Origin of the sequence: Brevibacillus parabrevis, assembly GCF_003710905.1 — a bacterium.
Taxonomy (GTDB): Bacteria; Bacillota; Bacilli; order Brevibacillales; family Brevibacillaceae; genus Brevibacillus; species Brevibacillus parabrevis.
The window spans coordinates 71,536-97,862 of the sequence record NZ_RHHV01000023.1 but is presented as its reverse complement, the minus strand read 5'-3'; the positions used below and the strand labels follow the sequence as shown (position 1 = coordinate 97,862).

Annotated in this window: 27 protein-coding genes; 15 read left to right on the top strand and 12 right to left on the bottom strand. The window is 53.8% G+C overall.

What is annotated here, in order from left to right:
* The first annotated feature begins 212 nt into the window (after nt 1-212).
* Complete coding sequence (locus EDM60_RS26495; protein WP_063229484.1) at nt 213-521, top strand: cupin domain-containing protein; 309 nt, start codon at nt 213-215, stop codon at nt 519-521.
* Nucleotides 522-687: 166 nt separating this feature from the next.
* On the opposite strand, the gene EDM60_RS29505 is transcribed toward EDM60_RS26495, so the two are convergent.
* The 3 genes from EDM60_RS29505 to EDM60_RS26485 form a co-directional block, all read right to left on the bottom strand.
* Entirely contained in the window at nt 688-822 is a 135-nt protein-coding gene (locus EDM60_RS29505; protein WP_255679197.1) for a hypothetical protein, read from the bottom strand.
* Between the two features lie 26 nt (nt 823-848).
* The gene (locus EDM60_RS26490; protein WP_217365824.1) at nt 849-1,130 is read right to left on the bottom strand and encodes a hypothetical protein; all 282 of its coding nucleotides are present in this window, start codon (nt 1,128-1,130) and stop codon (nt 849-851) included.
* 107 nt (nt 1,131-1,237) lie between these two features.
* Nucleotides 1,238-1,651 carry an Lrp/AsnC family transcriptional regulator gene (locus EDM60_RS26485; protein ID WP_122966634.1) on the bottom strand — a complete coding sequence of 138 codons (414 nt, stop codon included), beginning with the start codon at nt 1,649-1,651 and terminating at the stop codon, nt 1,238-1,240.
* A gap of 123 nt (nt 1,652-1,774) precedes the next feature.
* Between EDM60_RS26485 and EDM60_RS26480 the strand changes: the two genes are divergently transcribed.
* From EDM60_RS26480 to EDM60_RS26460, 5 genes are all read left to right on the top strand, one after another.
* Entirely contained in the window at nt 1,775-2,533 is a 759-nt protein-coding gene (locus EDM60_RS26480; RefSeq protein WP_122966633.1) for an MBL fold metallo-hydrolase, read from the top strand.
* Nucleotides 2,534-2,693: 160 nt separating this feature from the next.
* Nucleotides 2,694-3,287 (top strand): winged helix-turn-helix domain-containing protein, encoded by a 594-nt coding sequence (locus EDM60_RS26475; RefSeq protein WP_122966632.1) that lies wholly within the window; start codon nt 2,694-2,696, stop codon nt 3,285-3,287.
* Complete coding sequence (locus EDM60_RS26470; protein WP_122966631.1) at nt 3,284-3,538, top strand: hypothetical protein; 255 nt, start codon at nt 3,284-3,286, stop codon at nt 3,536-3,538. The genes EDM60_RS26475 and EDM60_RS26470 overlap by 4 nt, the downstream gene beginning before the upstream one ends.
* 30 nt (nt 3,539-3,568) lie before the next feature.
* A complete protein-coding gene (gene clpP, locus EDM60_RS26465) occupies nt 3,569-4,150 on the top strand; it encodes an ATP-dependent Clp endopeptidase proteolytic subunit ClpP (protein ID WP_122966630.1) in 582 nt (193 codons plus the stop codon).
* 190 nt (nt 4,151-4,340) lie between these two features.
* Nucleotides 4,341-6,029: a methyl-accepting chemotaxis protein gene (locus EDM60_RS26460; protein WP_122966629.1), complete on the top strand. Its 1,689-nt coding sequence runs from the start codon at nt 4,341-4,343 to the stop codon at nt 6,027-6,029.
* 135 nt (nt 6,030-6,164) lie between these two features.
* Here the strand turns inward: EDM60_RS26460 and EDM60_RS26455 are convergent, their stop codons facing one another.
* The gene (locus EDM60_RS26455; RefSeq protein ID WP_229049797.1) at nt 6,165-7,352 is read right to left on the bottom strand and encodes an MFS transporter; all 1,188 of its coding nucleotides are present in this window, start codon (nt 7,350-7,352) and stop codon (nt 6,165-6,167) included.
* A gap of 120 nt (nt 7,353-7,472) precedes the next feature.
* Between EDM60_RS26455 and EDM60_RS26450 the strand changes: the two genes are divergently transcribed.
* From EDM60_RS26450 to EDM60_RS26440, 3 genes are all read left to right on the top strand, one after another.
* On the top strand, nt 7,473-9,296 hold the full coding sequence (locus EDM60_RS26450; protein ID WP_233454139.1) for an SgrR family transcriptional regulator: 1,824 nt from the start codon (nt 7,473-7,475) through the stop codon (nt 9,294-9,296).
* Nucleotides 9,297-9,379: 83 nt separating this feature from the next.
* Nucleotides 9,380-9,742 (top strand): cupin domain-containing protein, encoded by a 363-nt coding sequence (locus EDM60_RS26445; RefSeq protein ID WP_122966626.1) that lies wholly within the window; start codon nt 9,380-9,382, stop codon nt 9,740-9,742.
* Nucleotides 9,743-9,794: 52 nt separating this feature from the next.
* Nucleotides 9,795-10,241 carry a metal-dependent hydrolase gene (locus tag EDM60_RS26440; RefSeq protein WP_229049798.1) on the top strand — a complete coding sequence of 149 codons (447 nt, stop codon included), beginning with the start codon at nt 9,795-9,797 and terminating at the stop codon, nt 10,239-10,241.
* A gap of 63 nt (nt 10,242-10,304) precedes the next feature.
* Here EDM60_RS26440 and EDM60_RS26435 read toward each other — a convergent pair whose 3' ends face one another.
* On the bottom strand, nt 10,305-11,951 hold the full coding sequence (locus EDM60_RS26435; RefSeq protein WP_122966625.1) for a DUF6583 family protein: 1,647 nt from the start codon (nt 11,949-11,951) through the stop codon (nt 10,305-10,307).
* A 261-nt stretch (nt 11,952-12,212) separates the two neighbouring features.
* Here EDM60_RS26435 and EDM60_RS26430 point away from each other — a divergent pair, with 261 nt between their 5' ends.
* The 6 genes from EDM60_RS26430 (at nt 12,213) to EDM60_RS26405 (ending at nt 19,331) form a co-directional block, all read left to right on the top strand.
* Nucleotides 12,213-13,127, top strand: coding sequence for a LysR family transcriptional regulator (locus tag EDM60_RS26430; protein WP_122966624.1), 915 nt, complete (start codon nt 12,213-12,215; stop codon nt 13,125-13,127).
* A 120-nt stretch (nt 13,128-13,247) separates the two neighbouring features.
* The gene (locus EDM60_RS26425) at nt 13,248-14,351 is read left to right on the top strand and encodes a citrate synthase/methylcitrate synthase (protein ID WP_122966623.1); all 1,104 of its coding nucleotides are present in this window, start codon (nt 13,248-13,250) and stop codon (nt 14,349-14,351) included.
* A 713-nt stretch (nt 14,352-15,064) separates the two neighbouring features.
* Nucleotides 15,065-16,093 carry an NADH:flavin oxidoreductase/NADH oxidase gene (locus tag EDM60_RS26420; protein ID WP_063229408.1) on the top strand — a complete coding sequence of 343 codons (1,029 nt, stop codon included), beginning with the start codon at nt 15,065-15,067 and terminating at the stop codon, nt 16,091-16,093.
* Nucleotides 16,094-16,340: 247 nt separating this feature from the next.
* On the top strand, nt 16,341-17,720 hold the full coding sequence (gene pdxR / locus EDM60_RS26415) for a MocR-like pyridoxine biosynthesis transcription factor PdxR (protein WP_122966622.1): 1,380 nt from the start codon (nt 16,341-16,343) through the stop codon (nt 17,718-17,720).
* Between the two features lie 121 nt (nt 17,721-17,841).
* Complete coding sequence (locus EDM60_RS26410; RefSeq protein WP_122966621.1) at nt 17,842-18,618, top strand: HAD-IIB family hydrolase; 777 nt, start codon at nt 17,842-17,844, stop codon at nt 18,616-18,618.
* Nucleotides 18,619-18,638: 20 nt separating this feature from the next.
* Nucleotides 18,639-19,331, top strand: a complete 693-nt coding sequence (locus tag EDM60_RS26405) for a M24 family metallopeptidase (protein WP_122966620.1) — start codon at nt 18,639-18,641, stop codon at nt 19,329-19,331.
* A 222-nt stretch (nt 19,332-19,553) separates the two neighbouring features.
* Here EDM60_RS26405 and EDM60_RS28980 read toward each other — a convergent pair whose 3' ends face one another.
* From EDM60_RS28980 to EDM60_RS26370, 7 genes are all read right to left on the bottom strand, one after another.
* A complete protein-coding gene (locus EDM60_RS28980) occupies nt 19,554-19,673 on the bottom strand; it encodes a putative holin-like toxin (RefSeq protein WP_208715247.1) in 120 nt (39 codons plus the stop codon).
* A gap of 228 nt (nt 19,674-19,901) precedes the next feature.
* Nucleotides 19,902-20,717, bottom strand: a complete 816-nt coding sequence (locus EDM60_RS26395) for an ABC transporter permease (protein WP_122966618.1) — start codon at nt 20,715-20,717, stop codon at nt 19,902-19,904.
* Nucleotides 20,714-21,700: an ABC transporter ATP-binding protein gene (locus tag EDM60_RS26390; RefSeq protein ID WP_122966617.1), complete on the bottom strand. Its 987-nt coding sequence runs from the start codon at nt 21,698-21,700 to the stop codon at nt 20,714-20,716. Before EDM60_RS26390 ends, EDM60_RS26395 begins: the two co-directional genes overlap by 4 nt.
* Nucleotides 21,701-21,716: 16 nt before the next feature.
* The gene (locus EDM60_RS26385; protein WP_122966616.1) at nt 21,717-22,526 is read right to left on the bottom strand and encodes an ABC transporter permease; all 810 of its coding nucleotides are present in this window, start codon (nt 22,524-22,526) and stop codon (nt 21,717-21,719) included.
* Between the two features lies 1 nt (nt 22,527).
* Nucleotides 22,528-23,616 carry an ArsR/SmtB family transcription factor gene (locus EDM60_RS26380; RefSeq protein WP_122966615.1) on the bottom strand — a complete coding sequence of 363 codons (1,089 nt, stop codon included), beginning with the start codon at nt 23,614-23,616 and terminating at the stop codon, nt 22,528-22,530.
* A 154-nt stretch (nt 23,617-23,770) separates the two neighbouring features.
* On the bottom strand, nt 23,771-25,138 hold the full coding sequence (locus EDM60_RS26375) for a DUF4129 domain-containing protein (RefSeq protein WP_122966614.1): 1,368 nt from the start codon (nt 25,136-25,138) through the stop codon (nt 23,771-23,773).
* Nucleotides 25,135-26,325, bottom strand: a complete 1,191-nt coding sequence (locus EDM60_RS26370; protein ID WP_122966613.1) for a DUF58 domain-containing protein — start codon at nt 26,323-26,325, stop codon at nt 25,135-25,137. The genes EDM60_RS26375 and EDM60_RS26370 overlap by 4 nt, the downstream gene beginning before the upstream one ends.
* Nucleotides 26,326-26,327 lie beyond the last annotated feature (2 nt).

Below are 26,327 nucleotides of genomic sequence, written 5' to 3'. Positions count from 1 at the left end.
AAGAACCCTATGATGACAGGCTCCTCCATAAACGAAACGAATATTCATTTGCGATACAATTACATTTTAACATAACGGGGAGAAAAAGTAAAGAAACAGTGGCAGCAAGACTGCGGGCATGTCATCATGGAAAGTAAAAAACAGGGGGAAAGTCAGTGGCGGAACAGGCAAACGATACGCTAAAAGTGAGCAAGCACAATGCCGAGCATTACATGTGGGGCGACAATTGCGACGGTTGGCATCTGGTCAAAGGCCAGGATTTGAGCGTCATTTTTGAGCGAATGCCAGCCAATACGGCGGAGGTGCGCCATTATCATGAGCGTTCCCGGCAATTTTTTTTCGTGCTCTGTGGACAGGCCGTACTTGAAGTAGAAGGCGTTCGGTATGAGATTGGCGTCCAGGAAGGGGTAGAAGTACCTCCGGGGGCCAAGCATCAGATGAAAAACGAGAGTAGCGCAGACGTGGAATTTCTGGTCATTTCCCAGCCGACAACGCGAGGCGACCGCATTCATACCAAGTAACACAAGTGGTCATGACCAAGCGCTCCTTTTTTTTGAAGGACAAGATGCTGCTGCATGCGGGCACATCTGCGTTTACGAAATACGCCGAGGTTTTTTCCGCAGAAAAAGACCTGACTGTCGCAGGACGGCCAGGTCTTTTTGTATCGTTGCCCACTAGCGGACACGTTTATTTCCAGTTAACGAAATCGGACATTTGTGCGAATGCGTCTGCCAAAGCGTGCAAGCTTTCTCCGGTTTGGTAAGCGAAGATAGGCAAACCGACGACGAACAACAAAACTTCTCCGATATATTTGGCGATCATAAGATCTACCTCCTTTTGGATGTGGTTCAAGCCGTGCGATCCAAAAAAAGGGAGATGTATGTATCCTTGTCGCCATTCGCGTGCTGAATCCGCCGAATGATGCGGAAGCGCAGCGGTTGCCTTGCTGCCATCGGATAAGTTTCAACCGAGCAAGGATTGATGGAGGGTTGATAGCTGTCGCTCGTGCTCCAACGAAACGCCTGCAATTGCGGGTGGTCACAACGTCTCAGGCAAAAGCCGGACGTGAAGCAACCCACAAGGAGGGCGAGCAAGGCGAAGAAATCATCCAGTGAAAACAGCAGCAGCATATCTTCCACGGCGATCCTCCTCCTTTCGTATCCATCATTCTACTCCTGTTCACATATTCCAGCAACCCTAAAAAGCAGGGGGATTGATTCCATTGCCAATGATCCGATTATTTGATTTTGCCGATAGACAGGTTGACGCGATAGTTGCCGAAGGGCAGGAGATCATCCAAAAAGCGGTTGAGGGCGGACTGGTCAGGGACGTTGATTTTCATCGTATAACAGCCTTCTCCGCTGATGCGATGCGCTTCGAGAACTTCGCTGCGGGAGGCGACGAAGCGAGTAAAGCTCGTATGATCGGTCGTCTTCATGAACATGGTGACCATGGCAGTGAGGGACGGAGCCAGCTTTGTTTCATCCACGAGTGTAGTGTAGCCGGTAATAATACCCTGTTCCTCCATGCGGCGAATGCGGTTGCCGACGGCTTGTCCGCTCAAATGCACCTGTTCGCCGATGTCTTTCCACAAAAGGCGGCTGTTTTGGCGCAGCAAGGCCAAAATGGCGAGGTCGGTTTGGTCTGGCATGGAAATCTCCTTTCACGGTGAAAGTGGGGCGCTGTATTTGTTTCGCGGGAAGAGGCGTTTGTTTTTTACAATAAAAGCAAGCTCATTTCTATTATACGATCGGGACTGGAGGACAGTGAAGAGATGCACATTCAACTTGTTAGACACGCCACATTGAAAGTGGCTTACGGCGGCCGCACGTTTTTGATCGACCCGATGTTCAGCGATGCCGGGGAGCTGCCTGCTGTACCGAATACGCCGAATCAGCGGGCAAATCCTTTGGTCGACCTGCCTTTTTCTGTGGAAGAAGTGCTGGCAGGAGTTGACGCGATTGTGATTACCCATACGCATCGCGATCATTTGGACGAAAAAGCGATGAGCCTGTTGCCACGGAATTTACCTGTGTTCTGCCAGCAGCCAGACGAGGAAATGCTGCTGCAACAAGGATTTTCACAGGTTACCGCCATCAAGGACGAACATGATTGGCAAGGGATTCGCCTGAATCGGACAGCCGGGCAGCACGGGACAGGCGAGATCGGAAAAGCGATGGGGCCAGTTTCCGGTTTTGTCCTGCAAGCCCCTGGCGAACCGACCTTGTACATGGCAGGAGATACGATCTGGTGCGACGAGGTAGGGCAGACGATTCAACGGTTCTCGCCAGATGCCATCGTCGTGTTCGCCGGGGCGGCAAGGTTTTTGGCGGGCGATCCGATCACGATGACAAAAGAGGACATAGCATCTGTGGCGGCAGCCGCACCGGATAGTCACGTGCTGGTAGCCCACATGGAGACGTGGAATCACTGCCTGTTGTCGCGCAGCGAGCTTCGCGAGTTTTTGGGCGAGCACAAACTGCAAAAACGCGTCCTTGTGCCGAATGACGGGGAGATCGTTGCACACCTGTGACCTGTGAGGTAAGGTGTGATCGAAAAAGGAAGCAGCTTCGCTGACGGGCGGAGCTGCTTTTTCGTCTGCGAGCAAATTCGGGCTTGGCCAGCATTTGACAAACGAGTTGTCACGTAATAAACTATTTTTACGTAAATGATTAATGTCATGAGGTGTTGTTGTGGCGCACGAACAGCTGGAAACGTATATCGTCGAAACGCCCGAGCAGGCGATGGCGTTGTTGAATCCGCTCAGGGCCGAGATTTTGAGCCGATTGGCGGAGCCTGCTTCAGCGGCGGAAGTAGCGCGGGGAATCAACGAGATTCCACAGCGGGTGAATTATCACCTGAAAGCTTTGGAAAAGGTCGGGCTGGTCAGGCGCGTAGGGAGTCGGCAGGTCCGCAATCTGGTTGAAGTGCTGTATTTGGCGATAGCTCGCACGTACGTGCTCTCCGAAGGGCTGAACTGGGCTAACGACACCGTGCAGCAGATGAAGGATCAGGGAGCTTTGTCGCACTTGATCCAGACGGCTGAGCGGATCAAGCGGGATGCCCTCGCTTTGCTGGAACGCTCGGATCAGGAAAAAGAAATTCCGAGTGCCACGCTCGATACGAGCATTCGCCTCGCCAGCGAGGAGCAGCGGGCAGCTTTTGTCGAGGAATACGTGCAGCTCGTCAATCAGCTCGTCAAAAAGTATCAGACGAAGACAAGTGCACAGGAGACGTATCAGGTCATTCTCGCGGTGTATCCCAAAGAAGGAGGCGAGCCGTCATGAAGGCAGAGGCTTCAGCGCCTGTAAAAGCAAGACCAGTCGTTGTGTGGGAAAGACGGGTCGAACCGAAGGCAGACAACGTCATCATGCTTCCGGCAAACGGCAACAACGTGGAACGGGAAGCAGCAGTGACAGAGTGGACGATCGGTTCGAGCGACCAGCCTGCTGTAATCACTCAGGTGTCATCCGGGTTTGGCAAAAGCAAGGCTGCGGCTGTACCGCCACAGTCCGTGCGCATGAGCATGGCAGCCTAAAAGCCTAAAGGATATAAAGGAGGGTTTGGCATGAATTTGATTCCGGTAGTCGTTGAGCAGACGAGTTATGGCGAGCGTTCGTACGATATTTACTCCCGTCTGCTGAAAGATCGCATTATTTTTCTCGGCAGCGCCATTGATGATCAGGTAGCAAATGCAATTGTGGCCCAGTTGCTGTTTCTTGCGGCAGAGGACCCGAAAAAAGACATTCATTTGTACATCAACTCCCCCGGCGGCTCGGTGACAGCGGGAATGGCGATCATCGACACCATGCAATTCGTGGCGCCCGACGTATCCACCATCTGCACAGGTATGGCTGCTTCGATGGGAGCGATGCTGCTGGTGGCAGGAGCGCCCGGCAAACGCTACGCCCTGCCGAATGCAGAGGTCATGATTCACCAGCCATGGGGCGGCACGCAGGGACAGGCGAGCGATATTAAAATCGCTGCCGAGCGGATCATGAAGCATCGGAATCTGCTTTACTCGATCATTGCCCAGCGTACAGGCAAGTCGGTTGAGCAGATCGAAAAGGATGCCGACCGCGACTACTTCATGTCCGCCGCCGAAGCGCTTGAGTATGGGATCATCGATAAAGTCATTGAAAAGCTGTAAAAGCTTGTAAAACATAGACGCAGAGGCATCTTCGGAACTTAGTTTTCGAGGATGCCTTTTTCGTTTGCCCCTAAACATGCGTATATTTTTTTAGCCTGGTTTAAAGAGGAAAAGGACAGGGAAAGAAAAAGGGTGGTATCCGAGTATTTTCGACATGATCACATTCATTTCGACAAGAGGAGGCACTCTTTTGAAAATCAGAACCAAATTCATTCTAGCTTTCAGCCTGATTTTGGCCGTTATGTTCAGCTCAGGCTCATATATGTACATTCATATGCAACAACTGAAATCTGCCTATGAGGAGATGCTCGACGACGGAGAGTTCCTGACCGATTTGCGCGAGATGCAGTTTACCCTCACAGGTCGAAACAATGACGAGCGCGGCTATGTGCTCACGGGCGATGAAGAGTATCGCAAGGAGTTGAAGGAGAAAGCAGGCAAAATCGAAGCGCTGTTTCAAAAGCTGGACGAGTACGAGGATATTACGGAGCAGCAAAAAGCAACGCTGCAAGAAGCGAAGAAACTTTATCAAGGGTACTTGGCCGCAAGCGACAAGGCCGTGGCAGCTTTGGACGAAGGCAGACGGGAAGAATCGATGGTCTATCATTTTGGATTGGAGCGGCAAGCGCGAAAGAAGCTTGATTCGACGGTAAGCACGCTCATGGAGGATGTTCGCCGGGAAAAAGAAGCCGACGATCAGTCGCTGCGTGAACGGGAAGTCGTGTCCGTCAACATCCAGATTGCTTTTAGTGTCGCAGGAGTTCTTGTAGCTGTCGTCATTGGCGGACTGTTGATTCGGGCGATCATTCGTCCGCTCAATCGCGTTAACGAGCAGTTGGCTGCCATAGCAGATGGGGAAGGCGATCTGACGAAGGAGCTGACGGTGTCCTCCAAAGACGAGATCGGCGAGTTGGCTGCGTCCTTTAACCGGATGCTGGCCAATCTGCGCACGCTCATTTCCCAGATTCGCGGGCACGCCCAGCAAGTAGCGGCTGCGGCAGAGCAGTTGACGGCCAGCTCGGAGCAGACTAGCAAGGCAACCGAGCAAATCGCGGAAACGATCCAGGAAATGGCTACAGGCGCAGATGTGCAGGCGCATCAAGTGGAAGAGGGCGACAAGGAAGTGCAGGAGATGACCGCAGGCATCAGACAAATCGCTGCGCGTGCGCAAAATGTCTCGGCTGCGGCACTGAACGCCTCGGAGCTGGCGACGGGAGGAACCCGGACGATTCAGCTTGCGGTAGAACAGATGAACGGCGTCGGTGAAACGATGCAGCAACTGGCTCATGCGGTCAGCGGGCTGGGCAGCCGCTCGGAGCAGATTGGGCAAATTGTCGAGGTGATCACGCAAATCGCAGGTCAAACCAATTTGCTCGCGCTCAATGCGGCCATCGAAGCGGCCCGGGCGGGTGAGCAAGGCAGAGGCTTTGCGGTAGTCGCAGATGAGGTGAGAAAGCTGGCTGAGCAGGCGTCCGCGTCCGCACAGGAAATCACCCAGCTGGTTAGCGCCATACGCGCAGAGACACTTGATGCAGTAACGTCGATGCAAAAAGGCTCGGACGAGGTGGCAGCGGGGATGGAAGGTGTCGCGACGGCGGGCGAAGTCTTTTCGCACATCCGCGATGCGGTTGTCAGTGTGGCAAAAGACGTGGAGAGCGTTTCGGAAGCCTCGCGTACCTTGACAGAGAGCACGGGAAAAGTCGCAGCGTCGATGGAGCTGGTCGCTTCCGTCACGCACACCGCTGTCAGCCGGACTTTGGACGTATCTGCGGCGACAGAACAGCAGCTTGCCTCCATGCAGGAAATTCATTCCTCGGCTGCTTCTCTCGCCAATTTGGCGGAGGATTTGGAGAAGATGATCAGCCGCTTCAAAGCATAAAGGCTAGGATACCAAATGGAATGCTGTCGTGCAGCGAAACACCATGCGCGAAGATGCAAAGCCACTTGCAGGCACGAAAAAACTGCAAGTGGCTTTTTCTTTGCCACATAAAGCGAGAGTGCGGTGATTGCCGGATCAGGCCAGCCGCCACAAGGACAGCTTGCGGTAGACGAGAAAGATCAGCATGTTGCCGAGAGCAGCGACAAGAAAGACTGCCCACGGGCCGATCGATACCGTCATGAAGCCGGAGCCGAAGATAGAGAAGACGATTCCCAGCTTGAAAATCGAGCCGGTAATGCCGCTAATCCGCCCGATCAGATGGGCGGGCGTAGTCTCCTGGCGAAACGTCCAGATACAGACATTTTCAATCGTAGCGATCAGCCCGGTGAGAAACAGGGACAGGCAGAGCAGCCACGTACTGTTGGCGAAGACCATGAGCAGAGAGGAGAAGCCGAGTGACAAAATCGTTACGCCCATCATTTTCCCGAGCGGAAAGCGCCGCCGCAGCGGAGCGACGATGGAGCTGCCGATCAAGCCGCCAAGCCCGGCGACAGACAAGACCAGCCCCAATGTAGAAGTATCGAGACGCAAATGATCTTTGGCAAAGAAAATGATCATGGCGTCGTACATGCCGGAAGTCGCGTTGAGAAAAATGACGAGCAGCGTGATATGCCAAAGCGGTTTATTGCTCAACAGCTCGGCCCAGCCAGCTTTTAGCTCCTGCCAGAACCCGGCTTTTTGCGCAGCAGGTGGATCGGCTTTTTCCAGGAACGAGATCGCGATGAAAGCGAGCATATAGGCTACGCCTGTGATCAGAAGCCCTGAGTACAGACTGGACAGCAGCAAAATAAATCCGGTAATCGCCGGGCCCATAATTTCAATGAACGTGCTCATGAACGAAAAACGGGCATTTGCCGCGGTGAGCAGCGGCGTAGGCACGACTTGCTTGATCATGCTCACCCTTGCATTTTGAAAGCCGTAGTTGAACGCCATCAGAAAAAATCCGGCGATGTAGTAGTGAATGACCTGGGCGTGCCCAGCCGCGGACAAGGCGTACAGTGAAAACAGCAGCACCATTTGCCCGAAGACCATCCATTGCGACCAGCGCTTTTTCGAAAAGCGGTCGACCCATACGCCAATGAACATGGCGAGCAGCAGGTTGGGCAAAAACTCGATGCTTTTCATCGTGGTCATCGCTATGGCTGACTGCGTCATGTCGTACAAAATGAGCGGCAGGGCCAGTTCGTATACTTTGCTGCCGCAAGCAAGCAGTGTGGACGTGCAAAACAAGATGAGAAACGGTCGATTGCGCCAGATCGGCATGAAAATCAAAACCCCCTTTTCGTTCTCCATTGTAGTTGGAAAAAGGGGAAGAAAAAGGGTAGAGTAGTAGCAGAGGCAGTTCCCCTTTTTACAGAAAGAAGTGAGGCAACTTTGCAGATTGTGTATCATTACTTGCGCTTGCGCCAACATTTTGCCAACAGGCAGGAGGGCGAAGCGCAAGCGATTACGCTTCACGAGCTGGCGGAGATTTTGTGCTGTACGGAACGCAACGTCAAAAAAATCATCAAGCAGCTGGTCGAACAAGGCTGGATCGAATGGACGCCGGGCAGAGGGCGGGGAATCGGCTCGCAGCTTGTCTTTTTGCGCAGTGTCGAGCAGATTGTCATGCCGCTCGCCAAAGCCCAGATTGAGCAAGGCGATCTGGAGCGGGCTATGCAGTTGCTGCAAGAGTCCCGTCTTCCTGCCGGGGGCAGGGAACGCTTTTTTGACTGGCTCTCCGGGCAATTCGGCTTTCACAGTCAAATTGTCGAAGAGCGGACATTGGACACGCTGCGCATGTCTTTTTACAGAACGATTCCCCGTCTTGACCCGGCTTTTGTGAACAGACGCACAGAGTCGCACATGGTCAGGCAAATTTTCGATACGCTGATCAGCTACGATGCTAAGGAACATGCCTACAAGCCGCGTTTGGCTCATCATTGGGAGACGAATGCGGCAGGGACGGAGTGGACCTTTTATTTGCGAAAAGGAGTCTTGTTTCATCACGGGCGGGAGTTGACCGCGCAGGATGTAGTTCGGACATTGGAGCGGGTGGCTGATCCTCAGACGGGATCGCCGTATCGCTGGATGCTTGAAGATGTGGAGCGAATGGCGGCTCTTGGCGCCAACGTTTTGCACATCCGGCTAAGACGGCCCAATCGGCTGCTGCCTGCCTGTCTCGCTTCGGATCGTCTGTCCATCGTTCCGGTGGACATGGTGCAGCAAAAAGGCGAGGAGTTCAGTCGCTTGCCAGTCGGAAGCGGGCCTTTTCGGCTGGTGACGAATGATGAGCAACAGTTTGTTCTGGAGGCATTTCCCGCTTATTTTCAGGGACGAGCACACTTGGATCGGGTGGAAATCTGGGTAGTGCCGCAATTTGACAAGCGCAGCGAGAAATTTTTTGCTACGGAAAAAGAAGTCCATTTCCAGACAGCCTGGAGCATGCCGAAGCCGCTGGGCAGCTGGCAGGAGTTGAAGCAAGTGGAGCGAGGGGCTACTTACCTTGCGTTTAACCTGAATCGGCAAGGCCCGCAGCAAAACCGCGCTTTTCGTCAGGCTGTGGATAGCATCCTCTCGCGCAAGCAGATGATTGCCGAACTGAAAGGAAACCGCTACGGGCGGGCCTACAGCTTTTTTCCGGAAGTTCCGGGGATCGAACCCGCTCTGGCAGCGGGAAGCCGCGAGGAAAAACAGGCTGCCGTAAAGGACAGCGGTTATAGGGGAGAGCGCTTGAAGCTGTATACATACGAAGGCGCGGGCAATGAAAACAACGTCGAGTGGGTGCAGCAACAGCTGATAGAGTATGGTGTCCACGTCGATGTGACGATTGTGCCGATTGAAACGTTGAAAAAGCCGGAGGTATTGCTTCAAGCCGATCTCGTTTTGGCGGGAGAGGTTTTTGATGAGCAGTGGATTTTGGGGATGGTCGAGTTTTTTCGCTCGGACATCAGCTTTGCCCGGAACTTGTGGAATCCGGCCTTGCGCGAGCGGATTGATCGTGAACTGGAGCTTTTGGCGGAGGGACAGGGCGAGGAAGGGCAGCAAAGGAGGCTGCGGCGTATCGAGATGCTGCTGGCCGAGCAGTGCGCTCTGCTGTTTTTGTACCATACAAGGCAGCATTCGGTTTACCACTCGGCACTTGCCGGAGTCTCGTTAAATGCGCTGGGCCAAGCCAATTACAAGGACATCTGGTTCAAACAGGCGCATGTCGCCGCAGCAGAATGACGGAGAGCGCCGAAACAGAGTCTGTCACGAATGTGGCGATTGCGATAAGATAGGAGTTCAGTGCGAAAAATGGGGGAGAGACGATGAGACGATTCCGATTTGACGAACAAGCTGGGAGAGAGATCGAGCGTTTTGATTCTGTCGGCGCGGTGTTTTCCCGCATTTTGCGTACGAAAGACGCTGTGTCTATCGGCTGTATTCATGTAAAAGCCGGCGGGGTAGTAGGCTATCATCCGGCTGTTTGCCCGCAGCTCTTTCTCGTGGTCAACGGAGAGGGCTGGGTGCGGGGAGAGGATGACGAGCGGATTCCGATTCAGGCGGGCCAGGCGGCTTTTTGGCAGGCGGGCGAGGGTCACGAATCGGGAACAGAGTCTGGGATGACAGCGATCGTGATCGAGGGAGAGGAGCTTGATCCCGACAGCTTCATGACGTTGTTGGAAGCATAATGGTTCACGCCAACTCCACATGCACGAGGAAGATCATCTTGAGAAAGTCGGTGTGAAAAAAGAAATGACGTGGAAGACACATATGCTCCTTGGCGCAATCGCGGGATACTGGGCGTACCCTTCCTGGAAGGGGAGCGTAATCGGTGCCACGATGGCGCTGGTGCCAGATATCGATCAGGCGAGAAGCAAGCTGGGGCATTTCCTGGGCCCTGTGTCCAAAATGCTGCAAAAAGGGCTTGGGCACCGGACGCTGACGCATTCGTGGGTCATTTTGCTGCTTCCGGCTGCTTTTTGGGGCGATTCCCCGGAGGGCTGGGCGGCCTTGTGGGGATTGCTTTCGCACCTGATCAGCGACATGCTGGTGGGGCGTATTCAGCTGTTTTGGCCGCTGCGAATGGGCTGGGTAGGTGTGCGCCTGTCGCGCGCGCTTTATGGTACCGTAGATCGTCTCGTCTTTTATGCGGCGATCGTCTACATCATCTACATGGGATATATGTAAGAAAAAGAACCTTGCCGCACTTCACAGTGGACAAGGTTCTTTTTATTCTCGCAGTTGCGATGCTTATGGCATCATGAATTGTTGGACCAGCTCGGCGTTTTCCGCCATGAATTTTTCTGCTGCGGCTCCTGCCTCTTGTTGGACTTCCATCATTTGCTCATCGGTCATGGTTGCCAGGTTGAGGGCATTGTCAGCTGTCATGGCTGGAATTTCCAGCGCTTTGCCAAATTCTTGCTTGGACTTCATTTTCAGGCTGATACCTTTTGGCATGTCTGGAGTCGCCTGGTCAAAGTTGATTTTCACGCTGGCGTCGGAATCGCGCCCGGCATCTGTAGATGTCTCGGATACAGTGACGTTCCCGCTCAGAGCGATCGGCTCGGAGTATTCGTCTGCCAGAACGACTGCGAAATCGTACTTGCCGTCTACTTTTTTGCCTTCTTTGACGGTTTCAAATGTTGTCGACAGATCAAGCGCTGGCTGCTCGTTCTCTTTTACCAGGAGATTCAGCTTGCCGTTTGTTTTGCCGCTTTGCTCAGTCGCTTTGTACGTGTAGGATACTTCGCCGTTTTTCGGATCTTCCGGGTTGTGGATGGCGAAGCGATAGTAGCTGTCCGCGCCTTTTTGGTAAGCGGTGCTTGAGAAGAACAGGTTTTCCTGTTTGTTGTCTTCCCCAGTAAACATCAGTTTGCGGGACAAGATTTGGTGATCGCCGTCTACGAGCACGACCATTTTCACTTGTTCCTTGCTCGCTGTAGAGCTGTCGCTAATGTCTTTCAGCAAGTCATCGAAGCCTTGATCGTAGTCTTTCTTGAACTCTTCTTTGGAAACTTCATCTACCACATAACCGCTGTCAGCCATCAAGGTAGCGACGTTGTGGTAGCGGGTGTAGATCAGATCAAACAGCTTCGTGTCCGCTTTCGCTTTTTCTGCCAGCTTGGTTGCGAGCGCTTTTGCCTCTTCTTCGGTAAAGGTCACAGTGATTTCACGAGCGCTTTCCTTGAAGCCTTCTTCCGAGAAGGAAGCATCCTTGTTGATTGCTACTTGCGTGTCCTTGATCGAATCTGCGTACAGCAAAGCATACGGAGTCAGCACGCTTTTCACTTCATCCTGGTTGAAGCGGACTGCTTCCATCAGTTCGCGATAGGTGAGGAAACGCTTAGGCATCTCTTGACCGTATTTTTGCTTGAGGGCATCGCGGTCTTTCAAGTCCATGTAGCCGTATTTCGAGTAAAAATCAGGCAGACGGAAGCCAAACTGCGAGTCGTTCATGAAGTACTCAATCGTAGCCAGCTTCTTGTCTTTCAGATGAACTTCGAGATTCCCTTGCTGCTGGTGCTTTTGCTCGTCGATGTTGCTTTGCATGACGACTTTCGCGCTCTTCAGCAGATCGAGAATTTTTTGTGCTTGCGGGTCTGGGATTGTAGCATCTATCGCAATATCAGACAGTTCGGTTGTGGAGTGCACAGGCTTTTCCAGATATGGCTTCATGTACTCTTCGTATTCCCCATAAGCCTTGGAAACGTTGGACGAGAACTTCATCATGCTCTCCGCTTCCGATTGCAGGTAGATCGTTTTTGCGCTTTTGAACAAGTCGAATTTGGCGTAGGCCGTTCCGAGCCCGCCCAAAATAACGACAGCAGCTGCTCCCGCAATCAGCAGCGGTTTTTTGGAGCTTTTGCGTGGCGGGTTCACGTTTGTAGTGGTTTCCATGAGTTCCTCCCCTTTGTAACACTCTCTCTTTTTTTTGCGTACGAACTGTAAATGGTTTTTCGCACTCGATTTTGTATTGTACCATAAGGGGGAAGGATGAAAGTGATTTCCAGTAAATTTTTTCAAAAATGAGGAAGAAAGACCCAAAAATATAAGTGTTTGTTCCAATTTTTCACCCTGGACAGCTTGTCTAATCGACAACAGGTAAGGCAGACGGCTTTTCGGGCTACAGAGACAAGGGGATGGATAGGAGGAGATTGTGTGGACTTTCGCGTGCTGCAGACGTTTTTGGTAGCGGCTACAACAGAAAATTTTCATCAGACAGCTGAGGCGTTGTTTATCGCCCAGCCAACGGTCAGCCAGCATATTCGACAACTGGAGAAGGAATTGGGGATCAAGCTGTTTGAACGGGTTGGGAAACGCGTCAGGCTGACGGCAGCGGGCAAGCGCTATCTGCCGCATGCAAAAGGTCTTTTGGAACAGTGGCACCACAGCATGGAAGATTTGCAGGCGTGGCGGCAAGGATACCGGGAGAAGCTTCATCTGGCTGTCTCGCCGATTATTGCCCGCGCCCGCTTCTCCCATCTGCTCCACCGTTTCACCAAGCAATATCCGGATGTAGACATTTCGATCAAAATTGCCGAATCGGTGGAGATCGGCCCGCTCGTGCAGAGTGGACAGGCTGATTTGGGACTGACCCGGATGGTGCCAGGCGAGTTTCAGCTGGATACGTACTTGCTGTATGAAGATCCGGTGGTGTTCGCTGTACCGCATAGCGGAGGCGACATGGATGCTCCTTTGCCTGATTGGGAGCAGGAAGTGCAGGCGAACCGTTTGCTGACCCACAATCACCCGGGCTACTGGGACGATTTGCTGCTGCTTTTGCGCCAGAGAGGACTTGCTTTGCGCACGATGGCGGTATCGCAGGTGGACATCACCAAACGCTTCATTGAAGACGGGCTTGGCGTGTCTTTTTTGCCCCGGTCGGCTGTCAGTCGGGATTTGTTTGAAAATCGCTTTATCGAGCTGCCGACGCCGGGGCTTGTGCTGCCAAAGGTGGCTTCTTACCTGCTCGTGCCGAAAGTGGGAATTAGCGAGCCAGCCAAGCATTTCATGGAGATTTTGCAGGCGCTCTATCCGCCGATGCCTTCGGTTGTGCAAGGGGGAAGGCAGTAGGGGGGAGCAAAGGGCCAAATGATTATAAAATGTGATTGATAACGGGTTTTTCTTTTATTTCCCTTCCATATTAATAATCGATATACTGAAGGGAAAAGAGAAGAAAAAGGAGTGGCGATCATGACAAAACAACATCCTTTGGCAATCGGTCTGGAAGGAATCGCCGTAGCGGAGACAGACCTGAGCCTGGTAGATGGAATCAACGGATTGCTCGTATACCGCGGCTATTGGGCGCGCGATCTGGCTATTCACCACACGTTTGAAGAAGTAGCGCACTTGCTCTGGTTCGGCCATTTGCCAAGCGAGCAGGAGCTGACGGAATTAAAGAATAAATTGAAAGCAAACCGCGAACTGCCAGAGCATGTCAAAGGAATTTTGAAGCTGATCCCGGCAGATGTCGATATGATGAGTGTGCTGCGCACAGGCGTTTCCGCGCTGGGCAGCTCCTCCCAAGGCTTCCCGCCAACGATTGACGAGGTGATTGCGCTGGCTGCGAAAATGCCTACAATCGTAGCGTATCGCTTCGCCTGTCTGGAAGGCCGCGAGCCGATCTCCCCTAGCCCGGAGCTTGATCACACGGCGAACTATTTGTACATGCTAAAAGGCGAGAAGCCGAACTCGGCTCATGTTCGTGCGCTGGATGCGTACCTGATTTTGACGCAGGAGCATGGCATGAACGCTTCTACTTTTGCTGGCCGTGTCGTCGGTTCAACCGAGTCTGACCTGATTTCTTCGATTGTGGCAGCCATCGGGGCTTTAAAAGGTCCTCTGCACGGCGGCGCTCCGTCGGAAGTAACGGAGATGATCGAAGCGATTGGCACGAAGGAAAATGCGGAGCCGTGGCTGCGCAGCAAGCTGGAAAGCGGCGGCCGCCTGATGGGCTTCGGTCATCGCGTCTACAAAACGATCGACCCGCGTGCAACAGCTTTGCGCGTGGTGGCTTCCGAGCTGTCGGCGGACGATCCGTGGTTCGACCTGGCGACACATGTGGAAAAGGTCGGTTTGCAACTGCTGGACGAGTACAAACCGGGCCGCAAGCTGAACACAAACGTGGAGTTCTTCGCCGCTGCGGTCATGCGCGCGGTTGGGTTGGATGAGAACTTGTTCACTCCGACTTTTGCCGTGAGCCGCGTGGTTGGCTGGAGCGCTCATATTTTGGAGCAGGCTGCGAAAAACCGCATCATTCGCCCGCAATCGAATTACATCGGCTCGATGCCGGAATAATAGACGTTGCCTTTTACAAAAGCTATCCGTTGTTGCGGATGGCTTTTTTTGCTGAAAAATCCAGGTGGGTGTTGAGCGAAGCTGTAGTGGAGGGAGGAAACAGGAGAAACCGCAGCAGGGCACCTGGCCTCTTGCGGGGAGCTTAAACTGGCCGCCTGCGGTGAAACAGGAAAACCGCGTCAAAAGCAGTTTGTTCGGAGAAGTGGATTCACGTTGCCGCTTAAAGGCCGTTTTCCTTTTTCGCCTCCGGCTGGGTAGGAGCCCGAAAGCCCTGCTGCTTGTTTCTCCTGTTTCCTCGGCCAACGTTAGGCTTTGGTCGGGGAGTGATTTTTGAAAGTTGATCAGGGGCGGAAAATCTAATGCAGGCAGCAACGAGCTTTTTGCATGAAAGAGTCGCATACAGCAATCTTCTTCAAGAAAAGCCTTAATCTGTTTTCATGTTTTTTTTTGAAACTGACGTCGAACTCACCAGCCTCTTTCCTCGCTACGCCTGAAGTACCGATGAAGCAGACTACGAAGGTCAAACCCAAGCAAGCTTTTCGTATTTGGCATTTTTCCTTGAAACTCCCGCCGATCACCACCAGCTCCCAAGCACGCCCCCAACCCAGCTTTTCCGCTTAATCTGCAACTCCACCACCCGAAAGTGCAGCAGGGGGATTGCAGAGGTCGCTAACTTTTGGCATGATAATGAAAAAAAGTAAGGAGTGGAATCAATGGCTCTGTTGTCTACCCCGTTTCAATTCAAAGGACTCACTTTGAAAAATCGCGTAGTGATGCCGCCTATGTGCCAATACTCCGTGGAAGCGCAAGACGGAACGCCGACCGACTGGCATTTTGTCCATTACGTGTCTCGCGCAGTAGGAGGTACAGGCTTGATCATCGTAGAGATGACAGATGTGGAACCGGATGGCCGCATTTCCAACTTCGACCTCGGCCTGTGGTCCGATGAGCAGATTCCGGCATACAAGCGCATTATCTCCGAGGTACACAAGTACGGCGCGAAAATCGGCATCCAGATTGCTCACGCTGGCCGCAAAGCGGAGGACGCCGAAGTACCTGTCTCGGCATCTGCGGTTCCTTTCCCTGGCTCTCGCTACAAAACGCCACGGGCACTGACGACAGAAGAAGTCAAAGCGATGGTCGTCAAGTTCCAGGAGGCAGCGAGACGCGCAGTGGAAGCGGGAGTGGACACGATTGAAATCCACGGTGCGCACGGATACTTGATCCATCAGTTCCACTCGCCACTGACGAATTTGCGGGACGATGAATACGGACGGGACAAAGCGCTGTTCGGCGTAGAAATCATCAAGGCGATCAAAGAAGTGATCCCGGAAGACATGCCGCTGATCATGCGGATTTCCGCGGTAGAATATGTAGATGGCGGTTATGGCCTGGAGTACAGCACAGAGCTGTCCCGTAGATATAAAGAAGCGGGCGTGGACATTTTCCATTTGTCGAGTGGCGGCGAAGGTCCGATCGGTTCAGGCGGACGTCCGGGAATCCATCCAGGATATCAGGTGCCGCTTGCCCGCGCGATCAAGCAGGCATTGGATGTTCCGGTGATTGCAGTCGGCAACCTCGACGATCCGAGGCTGGCAGAAGCGTCGATCGGCAATGGCGACACGGATTTGGTAGCTGTCGGACGCGGCATGCTGCGCGATCCGTACTGGGCGCTTCACGCCATCCGCGAGCTGTCCGCCGACGAGCTTGACGCGCCAAAGCAATACGCGCGTGCATTTTAATCACTCCTAAAAACAAAGCAACCTTTCTTGCTGCCGATTCGCGATTCGTGATTCGCAGACAGAGAGGTTGCTTTTTTGCATGCCAAAAGATCATCCCTGCAACAGCGCAGCTTCACATATCTGACAGGTGCGGAAAAGACAGGCTCAAAAAAGCAGACGCCCTCACACAAAACGATCCTGCGTCGAGAAGAGTCAGCTTCTGTGATAGACTAATGCACAAAGTACGGCCGAAAGGAGACGGTAGTTTTTGCGAGAATTTTCGACGATCCGGTTTACCGATAAAGAACCGCTTTTTACGCAAATGTATCACCATCTAAGAGACGAAATCGTGAACGGACAAGTCCGGCACGGGGAATTTCTCCCTTCCATTCGCAGTTGCGCGCAGTCGCTTGGCGTCAGCAAAAATACGGTAGAAGTCGCGTACCAGTTATTGATGTCCGAGGGCTATGTCAGCAGCATGCCGAAAAAGGGATATCAGGTCGTCTACAAGGCGGAAGCCCCTGCGACCAGGCACACTCCAAGCACGACAGAGGCAGCTCCTTTGAACATTCATACGGATTTTCGCTACGGCAATATCGAATTGGGAGCTTTCCCGTTTCAGCAGTGGAGCAAGCTGCGCAACCGGGTGATTGCCGACCACCAGCAGCGCTACATGGTAGAGGGTCAGGACCAGGGCGAGTTCGAGCTGCGAAAAGAACTGGCAAAGCTGTTGCACGAGACGCGCAAAGTCATGGCGACCCCGGAGCAGATTGTCGTCGGAGCTACTCCCCAGCAGCTCGTTTCCGTTTTGGTACAGCTTCTGGACAGGGAGAAACAGATCATTGGCGTGGAGAACCCTGGCTATGACGGCGCGCGAAACACGTTTGTCAACGGAGGCTATCAAGTCCGGGGCATCACGGTAGGCGCGGACGGCGTCTCCATACCAGAGCTTCTGAGCAGCAAGGCAACCGTCATGTACGTCAGCCCGTCCCAGCAGTTCATCAACAAGCTTGTGATGCCGCTTGAAAAAAGAACCGAGCTGATCGAATGGGCACAAACCAGCGCCTATATCGTGGAAGATGACTATGAGTGGGAGTTCAAGTACGAAGAGAGCTTCCTTCCTGCGATCCAAAGCTTGTCTCCGCAAAAAGTGGTCTACATCGGCAGGCTGTCCAAAGCGTTGCTGCCTGTTTGCAATCTGAGTTACATGGTGCTCCCCTATGATCTTTTGTCGCGCTTTTACCAGCGTGTGCCGGAATACGATCAGCCCGTCGCCAGACTGGATCAGCTGACATTGTCCGCGTATTTGTCCGACGGCTTTTGGCACAGGCACGTGCAGGCTATGCGCAAAAGCTATGCAGACAAGCGGCAAGCTTTTCTTCAAGCTGTCTCCCGCTGGATGGGGGAACGCGTGGACGTGCAAGGAAAGGACACAGGGCTGCACGCGTTTTTGACCGTTAAGGAAAAAGGCAGCGAAGCAGAGTGGATGGAGCGCGCTTTGCGAAACGGGGTAAAAGTGTACGGGACAGCGAGGTACTGGGTGCAGGACATCCGGGAATACCCGTCGTTTCTGCTCGGGTACGGGGCTTTGAACGAACAAGAAATCGAGGCGGGCATCCGGCAGTTGGCTGCTGCCTGGTTCGGGTAAAAAGCCGCTTTTTGCGAATCTGACCCGGTCATTTTGTGAAATCTGTCCCTTCAAGAGAGGGCTTCTTGCACTCTATGATGATACATATGAAAGCGATAGAGTAAAGGGGGACAGGGAGCAGATGAGGTTTATTTTCGACTTGGATGGGACGATCTGCTTCAAGGGGCAGCCTATCTCCAAGAGCATTCTGGATTGTCTGCTTGAACTGGAGCAGGAAGGCCACACCGTAGGGTTTGCTTCCGCCAGGCCGTGCCGGGATATGCTGCCGGTTTTGGATGAGCGGTTTGCCAACCATCTTCTGATCGGGGCGAATGGAGCCATGACTTATCATCAGGGACGGTTGCAGAGCTACACGGCGATTCCCGGCCAGTTGGCAACAGAAATCATTCGTATCCTGGCTGATCATCAAGCGCAGTTTTTGATTGATGACAAGTGGGATTACGCTCATAACTGCACAGAAGCTCACCCGGTCATGCGCAATATCGACTGTGGGCGCAAAGCTAGCCGCATCGACTTCGATCAGCTGGATGCCGTTTTGAAAATCTTGATTTTATCGGCAGACCGGACGAAAGAGCTGGCGGCAAGACTGAAGGAACTCGACGTCACCATGCACCACCATTCCGCAGAGGACATTCTCGATCTCACCTGCCGGGGTGTCAACAAGCTCGCTGCCCTGGAGTGGTTTGCCCCGCAGGATGAACCATTCATTTGTTTTGGCAATGACATGAACGACTTGCCGCTTTTCGAACAGGCGCAGCACAGTGTCCTGATTGGCGAGTACGAGCCGCTCGTGCCGCTGGCGACTGAAAAAATCGCGGTGGACAGCCAGGTCGAGAGTGTGATTGTTTCCAAAATTCAGGAACTGAGCGTGGCGTACAAGCCTGCTCGGACGTATTAAATTGAGGAGGGGAATGGAAGATGAATCAGGCATTGGTGCAAAGACACCGGGCTTTGCGTGAAGCAGAAACAAAAGCAGAGCAATTGTTTGCCCGAATCGAAGAAACAGGAATCATTCGCAGCGGGGCGTCGGAAAAACAGATCAATCAAGAGATTTACGAGCTTGCCTTTCAAATGTTCGGGATCAAAAAGTATTGGCACAAGCGAATTGTGCGCGCCGGAAAAAACACGCTCCATCCATACAGGGAGAATCCGCCGGACCTGATTGTCACTCCAGAGGATATTATTTTCCTCGATTTCGGACCGATTTTTGAGGACTGGGAAGCTGATCTGGGGCGGACGTACGTACTCGGCAATGACCCGATGAAAATCAAGCTGCGCGACGATATCGAAAAAGCGTGGGATTTGGGCAAGGCTTACTTTGAATCCAAGCCGGATATTACGAGCAGCGAGTTGTTTCACTACATGTGCCAGGTCGCTGAAGAGAACGGCTGGGAGTTTGGCGGGCCACACGCCGGACACCTCATCGGCGAATTTCCGCACGAGAAAATTCAGGGGGAAGACATCGTCAACTACATTCACCCGGACAACAACAAACCGATGAGAGACCCTGATCACAATGGTCATCCGCGCGACTGGATCCTGGAGGTACACTTCGTCGATCGCAAATTGGAAATCGGCGGCTTCGTAGAAAAGCTGCTGACGGTGGACTAATCCATCATTTTTACCCTCTCCCGTTGTCAATGGATGGGAGAGGGTGCTATTATGAAGCTAGAAAGTTATCGTTATATCGATAACTGCAACCGGGAACGATAAAAAAGAAACCGACACGGTGCTGGTAACACCATGTCGGTGGTACAAAGACGGCCCCTTTACGGGGATCGGCTCAAGTGACTTGTAAAACGGACGAAATGACCGCCTTAGCCACGTCAAAGCTTAAGGGCGGTCATTTCGTTTGGACAAGGCAACAACGATTGCTACGACTAGGCTCAGCAGTCCGACAACAAAGCCGCCAAACTGGAGCATAAGCGAAAGCGTTTCGTGAGTAATTGCCACGATCCCACCTCCCTTCCGTTTGTGACGTGGGGAGATGAGCCGACCACCCTCAAGATTGAGCCGTATCTGTGTACTTGTCCAAATTTTACTATTTTTCTGGTATGATTGTCTAATTCGTATTTGAATAAAATGGCGCGGCGGTCGAAGCTTGTTGTACCGCTTGGTCATGCCATAGCGGAAAACCGCCTGCTCCCATTCGGATCAAGCGGTTTTTTTTGTGCGCAAAACTCAGTACATCACCATGTTGCCCGTCTCTTTCATGTGCTTTTCCGCCTTTTTCAGCAACACGACCGTCACCAGCACGAGCAGCAGCAAGACGCTGGCCAACAGCGCCAATTCAGGCGCCAAAGCGGACAGAGGCGCGCCTTCCATCAACAAGCCGCGCACAAGCTGGAGAGCGTAGGTGAGCGGAAAGCAAAACGAAATCGCTTTGGCCCAGAGCGGAAAAGCCAGCGGCGGAAGGCGTACGCCGGAGAAGATCAGCATCGGTTCGTCCAGGACGGTATACAAGAAGCTCGCGTCGCGGGAAAACAGGAAGAGGACGCTTAAAAAACCGCCCCAGACGATGGCTGAGACAAGCAGGACGAAAAACGCGAGCGGGATCGCCCACCAGCCGCTTGGATGCATCCCGCCGACGAACAGCAGCGCCAGCAGGGTGAAGCAAAAGAACAGCCAGACGCCCTCGACAAGCGAGGAGAGGGAACGCCCGTACAGGAAAGCCAGCCGATTGACCGGGCTGATAAAAATCATTTCCATCGTCCCGGCCTGCCGCTCGAAGCTCATTTGCCAGGCGGATTGCACCAGGCACCAGAAAAAAATGTACCCGAGATACCCGGTCAATAAAAACAGCGGGAGCTGCTCGGCAGAGAGGAAGCGGGCAAGCGGCGAATCGGCTCCTGTGCGAAACGGCGCAAACGAATAGTACGCGGTCACGAACATGATGGCGGGCCAGATCAGCAGGCTGAAGTACACCATTTTGCTGTGAAAAGAATGCCGATGCTCCTTCTGGATTTCCGCCCACAACAGCGCAGTAAGCTGCTTCATGCGCCCCTCCTGTCTGCCATGTGCAGGATGACATCCTCCAGGGACGGCTGCTGGGTATGTAGGCGCAGGACGGGCGACTGATGGGCGGCTAACAGCGAGAGCAGCGGCGTGGTCATATCGGTTTGCCCGCGCAAGGTCACTTCCCATGTGTGTTCATCTGTTTCGGCAATTTCCCGTGAGCCGCCGCAGCGCACGGCGAGCTTGTGCAAATCGAGATCAAGGGAAGCGGAAAGCGCCGGGATGACGACGTGCAAAGCTGTCTCCAGGTTGAGCGATTGGGTCAGCTGCGCAGGGGTGTCATGTGCGACCAGCTTGCCTTTGTCGATGATGTACACCTCGTCGCACAGCTCCTCGACTTCGTGAATGTAGTGACTGGTCAACAGGATCGCTTTTCCGTGCGCGACAGCCAGTTCTTTTACATGCTTGCGCAATTGCCTGGCGATCGGAGCGTCCAGCCCCAGTGTCGGCTCATCCAGAAACAAATAGCTCGGATCGTTAATCAGGCCGCGGGCGATTTGCAGCCGTTGCTTCATGCCTTTGGAATAGCGCTCTACCGGGGTATCAGCGGCATCGAGCAGCCCGACCTGCAAGAGCAGCGAATCGATTCTGCTGCGCAACGCTCCGCCGTGCAGTCCGTACAGGCTGCCGAAATAGTGCAAGTTTTCCCGCCCGGTCAAGCGCCAGTACAGCATCCGCTCGCCGCCTGCGATCATGTTGACTTTGGCTTTTACGAACCGATCCTCCTTGACCGCGTCATACCCGTCTACCGTAATCGTTCCGCTGGTAGGAGTGAGCAAGGTCGAGCACATTTTGATCGTCGTGGTTTTCCCCGCTCCGTTGATTCCCAACAGCCCGATGATTTTTCCGGGCACCATCCGAAACGACACATCCGATACGGCCTCTACTTCCTTCCATTGTTGGCGAAGCCAGCTTCCTTTTTCCTTCACGTGATATACTTTTCGCACATTTTCCACAATCAGCACGGGAAAAGACCTCCTTTTATGCAAATATCGATTCGACGACGCGCTTCTCCATTCGCCGCATGCCCCACATGCCGATGACGAGGTACGCAAGCGACAAAACGGCCATATGGAGCAGTTGGGGAGCAACAGCGACCAGCGGCTTGCCCTGAATCACGCATTGGCGAAAAGCGTCCAGCGCAGGCGACAGCGGCATGATCGCCCCGAGCGGCTGCAGCCATTCCGGCAAGTACGGAGTGGGAAACGTGACGCCAGAGACGAACGCCATGATGACAAACAGCGTGTTTTGCGTGATGTATGTATCACGAAAACGCAGCATCAGCGAGCCGAGCACGAGAGCCTGGCAGAAAAACGCACCTGTAGACAAAATCCAGACGGCAATCGCGCTCCACAGGTGTGTATGAACGAGATTCAGCCCGAACAGCGCTCCGATCAGCACGATGATGGAAAATTCAAACACCGTGCGCATGACTTGCTGGGCGACATTGCCCAAAAAGTACCCTCGGCGCAAAGACGGGGTGAGCAGCACCGCTTCCAGCGTGCCTTCCCGCAGCTCGGTAATGAGCGAACGGCTTACGTTCATCAAGGTGGAGACGGCAAAAGCGTAAAAAGCGCCGCCCAAAATCGCATAGGACAAATAATCGGCTGTGCCAGCCAAGTGCTGGAAGCGGCTGTCCAGCTGCCCGGCAAATACATAATGATAGGCAAAGTAGGCGAACAGCACCGTGTACACGCCAGCCAAAATATGACCGATGACAAACGACCACGGATAAGCCCGGAGCATGACAAGCGTGTTGCGGACAAAGGTTGCTTTGGCGACTCGAAACAAGTCAATTCCTCCTTTCGTTTTGCGGGGGAGAGATGGGTAGCGCAGGTGTCGGCATGTCGATGAACTCGTGCAGATCGACAGCCAACTGCTCCAGGCGGGAGGTAATCCCGCGGTAAAACACGTACCTACCGCGCCGCTCGCTCCAGACGAAGCCAGCGTCTACCAAAAGCTTCAGATGCTTGTTGATCGCTGGTTCACTGACGCCGTGCAGGTCGGCGAGCTGCTGCGTGCAATAAGGGTGAGCGAGCAGCGACTTGAGAATAGCCGTCCGCGTCGGATCGCTGAACACTTTCATTTTCAGCGTAAAATCTGCCGGAATCGCTGAGGTGGCAGTGCTCCCCGGCACATCGACGCAATAACCTACCGAGATGTGCTCCCCGTATATGCCAAGCAGCAAATGCGGCGAGACAAACGTGGAGACGCGCAAATGGATGCGGGCCAGCTCGGAATAGGCGAATGTATACGTTTGTGCCTTGTGAAATTGCAAAAATTTCTCATGTACTTTCAGCCGGGGATGCACCTGCGACAAAAACCCGACCGGATCTGTGGCAATCTGCTCCTGGCCTTCATGAACGGCGCGCACCAGCCACGGCTCAATGCGCCTTTCTTCTGCGCGAAAAAACGGCAGATAGGCGTAGCAAAATTCCAGAAAGCTGCGCTTGGCGGACAATGGATGCCGCAGCAAGTCCCGATGCTCCGGTTTAAGCTGTTCGAATGCGTCATCCGTGTAGCCTTGCAGCCACTTTTGCATTTGCCGGGGATGATAGACAGGCCCCATCATCAATTGGACAAACTGTGCCGCGTCCAGCGCCTGCACCCGCTCCAGACTGGCCTCTACGGAATGCTCATAGCCTTCTTCCCACGGTACAAGAAAGTCCATGGCGTCAAGAAACTGGTTGGACATGCTGCTGAACTGATGCAGTTGCTTGACGAGCGATGCCGGAAGCGCCTGGAGTGTTTCCTGTGCCCAGCCCAACCGGGACGTGTGGTGATCGGGTCTTGCCAGGACGTGCAAGCTGAGAAAAAACTCAAAGCCGGGCACGTAGGCAATCGACAGGTGTTTGCGCAGCCAGAGCGGCAAATCTTGCATGGTTCCCCCTCCTTTTCGTTTGATTAACTGTTTGGTGAATCCAATTTGGAAGCGGGCAAAAGTGAGGAAATTATGGAGGAGAGAGGGGAGGATGTCAAGAGAAAAAAAGAAGCAACCACGAACGCCGATGGCGGGTGGTTGCTCTTTGGTTTGGTCACTGGTTTTGCGCCTGACTCTGATTCGGGTTCTGGCTCTGGCTGTCATTTTCCGCGTGGGCAGCCAGCGCCTGGACAGCTTGCTGCATGTCCGCAAGCTCCTCAGGCGACAGCGAATGCTCCTGATAGCGATACTGTTCGTAGAAACTGGTGATTTTGGCGGCCAGCTCCAGCGCTGGTGCCGTCATAACCGGATGATACTGCAATCGCTTGAAAAATTCCTGCGTTGTCTCATATGGCTGGACGGTGGCCCCGCGCTTCGCCATTGCCTGCAAAAACTGATAGTAGGCGTAACGAGTGGGATCGTCTTCCGGGCCAATCGGCTTTTTAAACCATTGGGAGACATCCCATGCTGCCGCGTCACCGTCAACAGTCGGCGGAAGCGCAGACAAATTTGTCGCGTAATCCGTATTGTCTGCGGGTGCCGCTGTGGGTTCGGCGCGACGGCGGCGCTTCCACATGTACCAGCCCAAAAGAATGAGCGATGCGAGAATGACGAGCGCAATCAAATACGGCTCCAACACGGAAAACAGTGGTTCACCTTGCTGAACCGGGTCCAGTGGGAGATTTTCGCTTTGACCTTGACCATCCAGGGCGTTATGGACACGCTGGTCTTTGTTCAGCACTTGCGACAAGCCGCCGATCCAATCCGCAAGCTTGAGCAGGACTGGTTCGATGAGCATGTAAAGCCCTGCGCCAAGCGGCCCTTTTACCCACGACCAGACAAATCCCACAAGGCCGAGCACGACAGAGGCAGCCGCTATATAGCCAACCGTCAACACCAGCCGCGTCCCGACAACCTGCGCAGCCAGTTTAGCGCCCAAAGAGCCGGGCAGACGGACAGGCAGAGACTCTTCCCGCAGCAGGAAAACGGCGAGAGAAATCAACACGTAGCTGCCCGTAACCAGGGCCAGCATGCCGAAGTACGGGGCAGGCGTAAACGTTTCCGGATGAACCATCGTTCCGTACAAGGCGGCCACGACGAGTTGAATCAGGCAGACCATAAATGCCAGCACGAAACGGCGTTGCATACTGCTATGCCCAAGGCCATTGGCTACTGCCGTTTGCACGCGCCAATAAAAAATGCCTGTCAAAGCGAGCGCAATCAGCCAGGAGCCGTACAAGTAATAGCTGAGTACGCCAACCCCCAGTACGACTGGATAGAGCAGCAGATGGAGAAGAGAGTGCCGACCACCGTGATGGTACAGCCAGCTTCCGGCGAGCAACAGCAGGGAGGCGGCCAGGCAAAAGAAGAGCAGCTGACCAAAACTTGCCGTAATCCAGCCCAACAGCATCAGTGCCCCACCGATCAGCAGCGCCTCCAGCCAGAAAATGAGCGTCCAGCGGCTTAGAAGAGAAAAGGTCACCGCGCCATCACACTCCTTTTCCTGGCTTGTGCCAGTTCTTGCCGTGCGAATACAACCTGTTCCTGCGAGACATCCAGCACGGCGATTTTGTGACCGCGGCGAAGCAGCTGTTCCATGGTGGCGACAGGCAGTTCATCGGGACGCGCGGTTACGAGAATCACCGCTTCTTTTGCCGGGCTTTCTTCCAGTCGCCGGAGCAGGGAGGGCAGAGGCGTCGTCACGTAATGGTTCAATTGCGCCAGTTGGGTCATGACGTGCAAATGATGGGATTTTCCGCTGCCAGCAGGCAGGTGAAAATGCTCGCGTCCACGCTGCTTGACGGTCAGGAACAGCTCGAAGCCGATGGACTTTTTGCGGCAAAGCATGGACAAGGCGGCAAGGCAAGAAATGATGCGTTCATTGGCTTCATCGTTATGCCGTTGCGCAAGCGGTTCATAGGACGGCAAAATGTGGCCGATGATCCGCCAGTTCGGATGGGCAGTATGTTCGAAAAGCCTTGTTTCAAGCGTGCCTGTCTTCGCAGTCGCTTTCCAATGAATATGCTTGAACCGATCGCCTGGCATGTAAGGTCGTGTCCCGCGCAAAAAAGTGACATCCTCTTGCTGACGCTGGCGCGAAAGCTTGCTGCCGTCTGGCTGCGTCTCTTCCAGGACGAGCGGAGGAAGCGGCAGCGGCAACGGGTAAACCAGCATGGAGAAAGACAACGGCATCGGCAAGAAAGTTACTTCGTCTGCGAATAGCGGCATCGTCTCTGACTGAATTTCCGTCAGCCAGACCGTACCGCGCTTGTGCGGGGTCAGCGTCAACGTTCTGGCTGCGCTCTGGCGGATGGGCAAATCAAAGCGCAGTCGCACGATGGTGCGCTGATTGCTTGTTTTGACTTCGTTTCCACCGTCCACCGTGACATGCTCAGGCAAGGAAAAGCGCAGCCACGTAGCTGGCAGGGGAAGCCAGGAGCGGTTGTGCAGGCGAATGGTGATGTTCACGGGTGTGCCAGGCATGACGCGGGTCTGGTCGCTCGTCCACTCCAGCTTGACCCATTTGACTATCGATTTTGCCCACCACTCTTGGGCAGCAGGCATGAAAAAGAAAAATCCGCCAAGCAGCCAGAGAAACCAGCTGCCCGAAAAAAGTCCGAAAAGCAGGAGGAGAAAGCCGATCACATGAAAGGTTTGCTTCGTATCCATCA

Excerpts from the sequence above, each read along its gene's own strand:
- EDM60_RS26495 (WP_063229484.1), top strand. The coding sequence starts at position 213 with ATGTGGGGCGACAATTGCGACGGTTGGCATCTGGTCAAAGGCCAGGAT.
- EDM60_RS29505 (WP_255679197.1), bottom strand. The coding sequence starts at position 822 with ATGATCGCCAAATATATCGGAGAAGTTTTGTTGTTCGTCGTCGGTTTG.
- EDM60_RS26490 (WP_217365824.1), bottom strand. The coding sequence starts at position 1,130 with ATGCTGCTGCTGTTTTCACTGGATGATTTCTTCGCCTTGCTCGCCCTC.
- EDM60_RS26485 (WP_122966634.1), bottom strand. The coding sequence starts at position 1,651 with ATGCCAGACCAAACCGACCTCGCCATTTTGGCCTTGCTGCGCCAAAAC.
- EDM60_RS26480 (WP_122966633.1), top strand. The coding sequence starts at position 1,775 with ATGCACATTCAACTTGTTAGACACGCCACATTGAAAGTGGCTTACGGC.
- EDM60_RS26470 (WP_122966631.1), top strand. The coding sequence starts at position 3,284 with ATGAAGGCAGAGGCTTCAGCGCCTGTAAAAGCAAGACCAGTCGTTGTG.
- clpP (WP_122966630.1), top strand. The coding sequence starts at position 3,569 with ATGAATTTGATTCCGGTAGTCGTTGAGCAGACGAGTTATGGCGAGCGT.
- EDM60_RS26455 (WP_229049797.1), bottom strand. The coding sequence starts at position 7,352 with ATGCCGATCTGGCGCAATCGACCGTTTCTCATCTTGTTTTGCACGTCC.
- EDM60_RS26445 (WP_122966626.1), top strand. The coding sequence starts at position 9,380 with ATGAGACGATTCCGATTTGACGAACAAGCTGGGAGAGAGATCGAGCGT.
- EDM60_RS26435 (WP_122966625.1), bottom strand. The coding sequence starts at position 11,951 with ATGGAAACCACTACAAACGTGAACCCGCCACGCAAAAGCTCCAAAAAA.
- EDM60_RS26425 (WP_122966623.1), top strand. The coding sequence starts at position 13,248 with ATGACAAAACAACATCCTTTGGCAATCGGTCTGGAAGGAATCGCCGTA.
- EDM60_RS26420 (WP_063229408.1), top strand. The coding sequence starts at position 15,065 with ATGGCTCTGTTGTCTACCCCGTTTCAATTCAAAGGACTCACTTTGAAA.
- EDM60_RS26410 (WP_122966621.1), top strand. The coding sequence starts at position 17,842 with ATGAGGTTTATTTTCGACTTGGATGGGACGATCTGCTTCAAGGGGCAG.
- EDM60_RS26405 (WP_122966620.1), top strand. The coding sequence starts at position 18,639 with ATGAATCAGGCATTGGTGCAAAGACACCGGGCTTTGCGTGAAGCAGAA.
- EDM60_RS26395 (WP_122966618.1), bottom strand. The coding sequence starts at position 20,717 with ATGAAGCAGCTTACTGCGCTGTTGTGGGCGGAAATCCAGAAGGAGCAT.
- EDM60_RS26380 (WP_122966615.1), bottom strand. The coding sequence starts at position 23,616 with ATGCAAGATTTGCCGCTCTGGCTGCGCAAACACCTGTCGATTGCCTAC.
- EDM60_RS26370 (WP_122966613.1), bottom strand. The coding sequence starts at position 26,325 with ATGGATACGAAGCAAACCTTTCATGTGATCGGCTTTCTCCTCCTGCTT.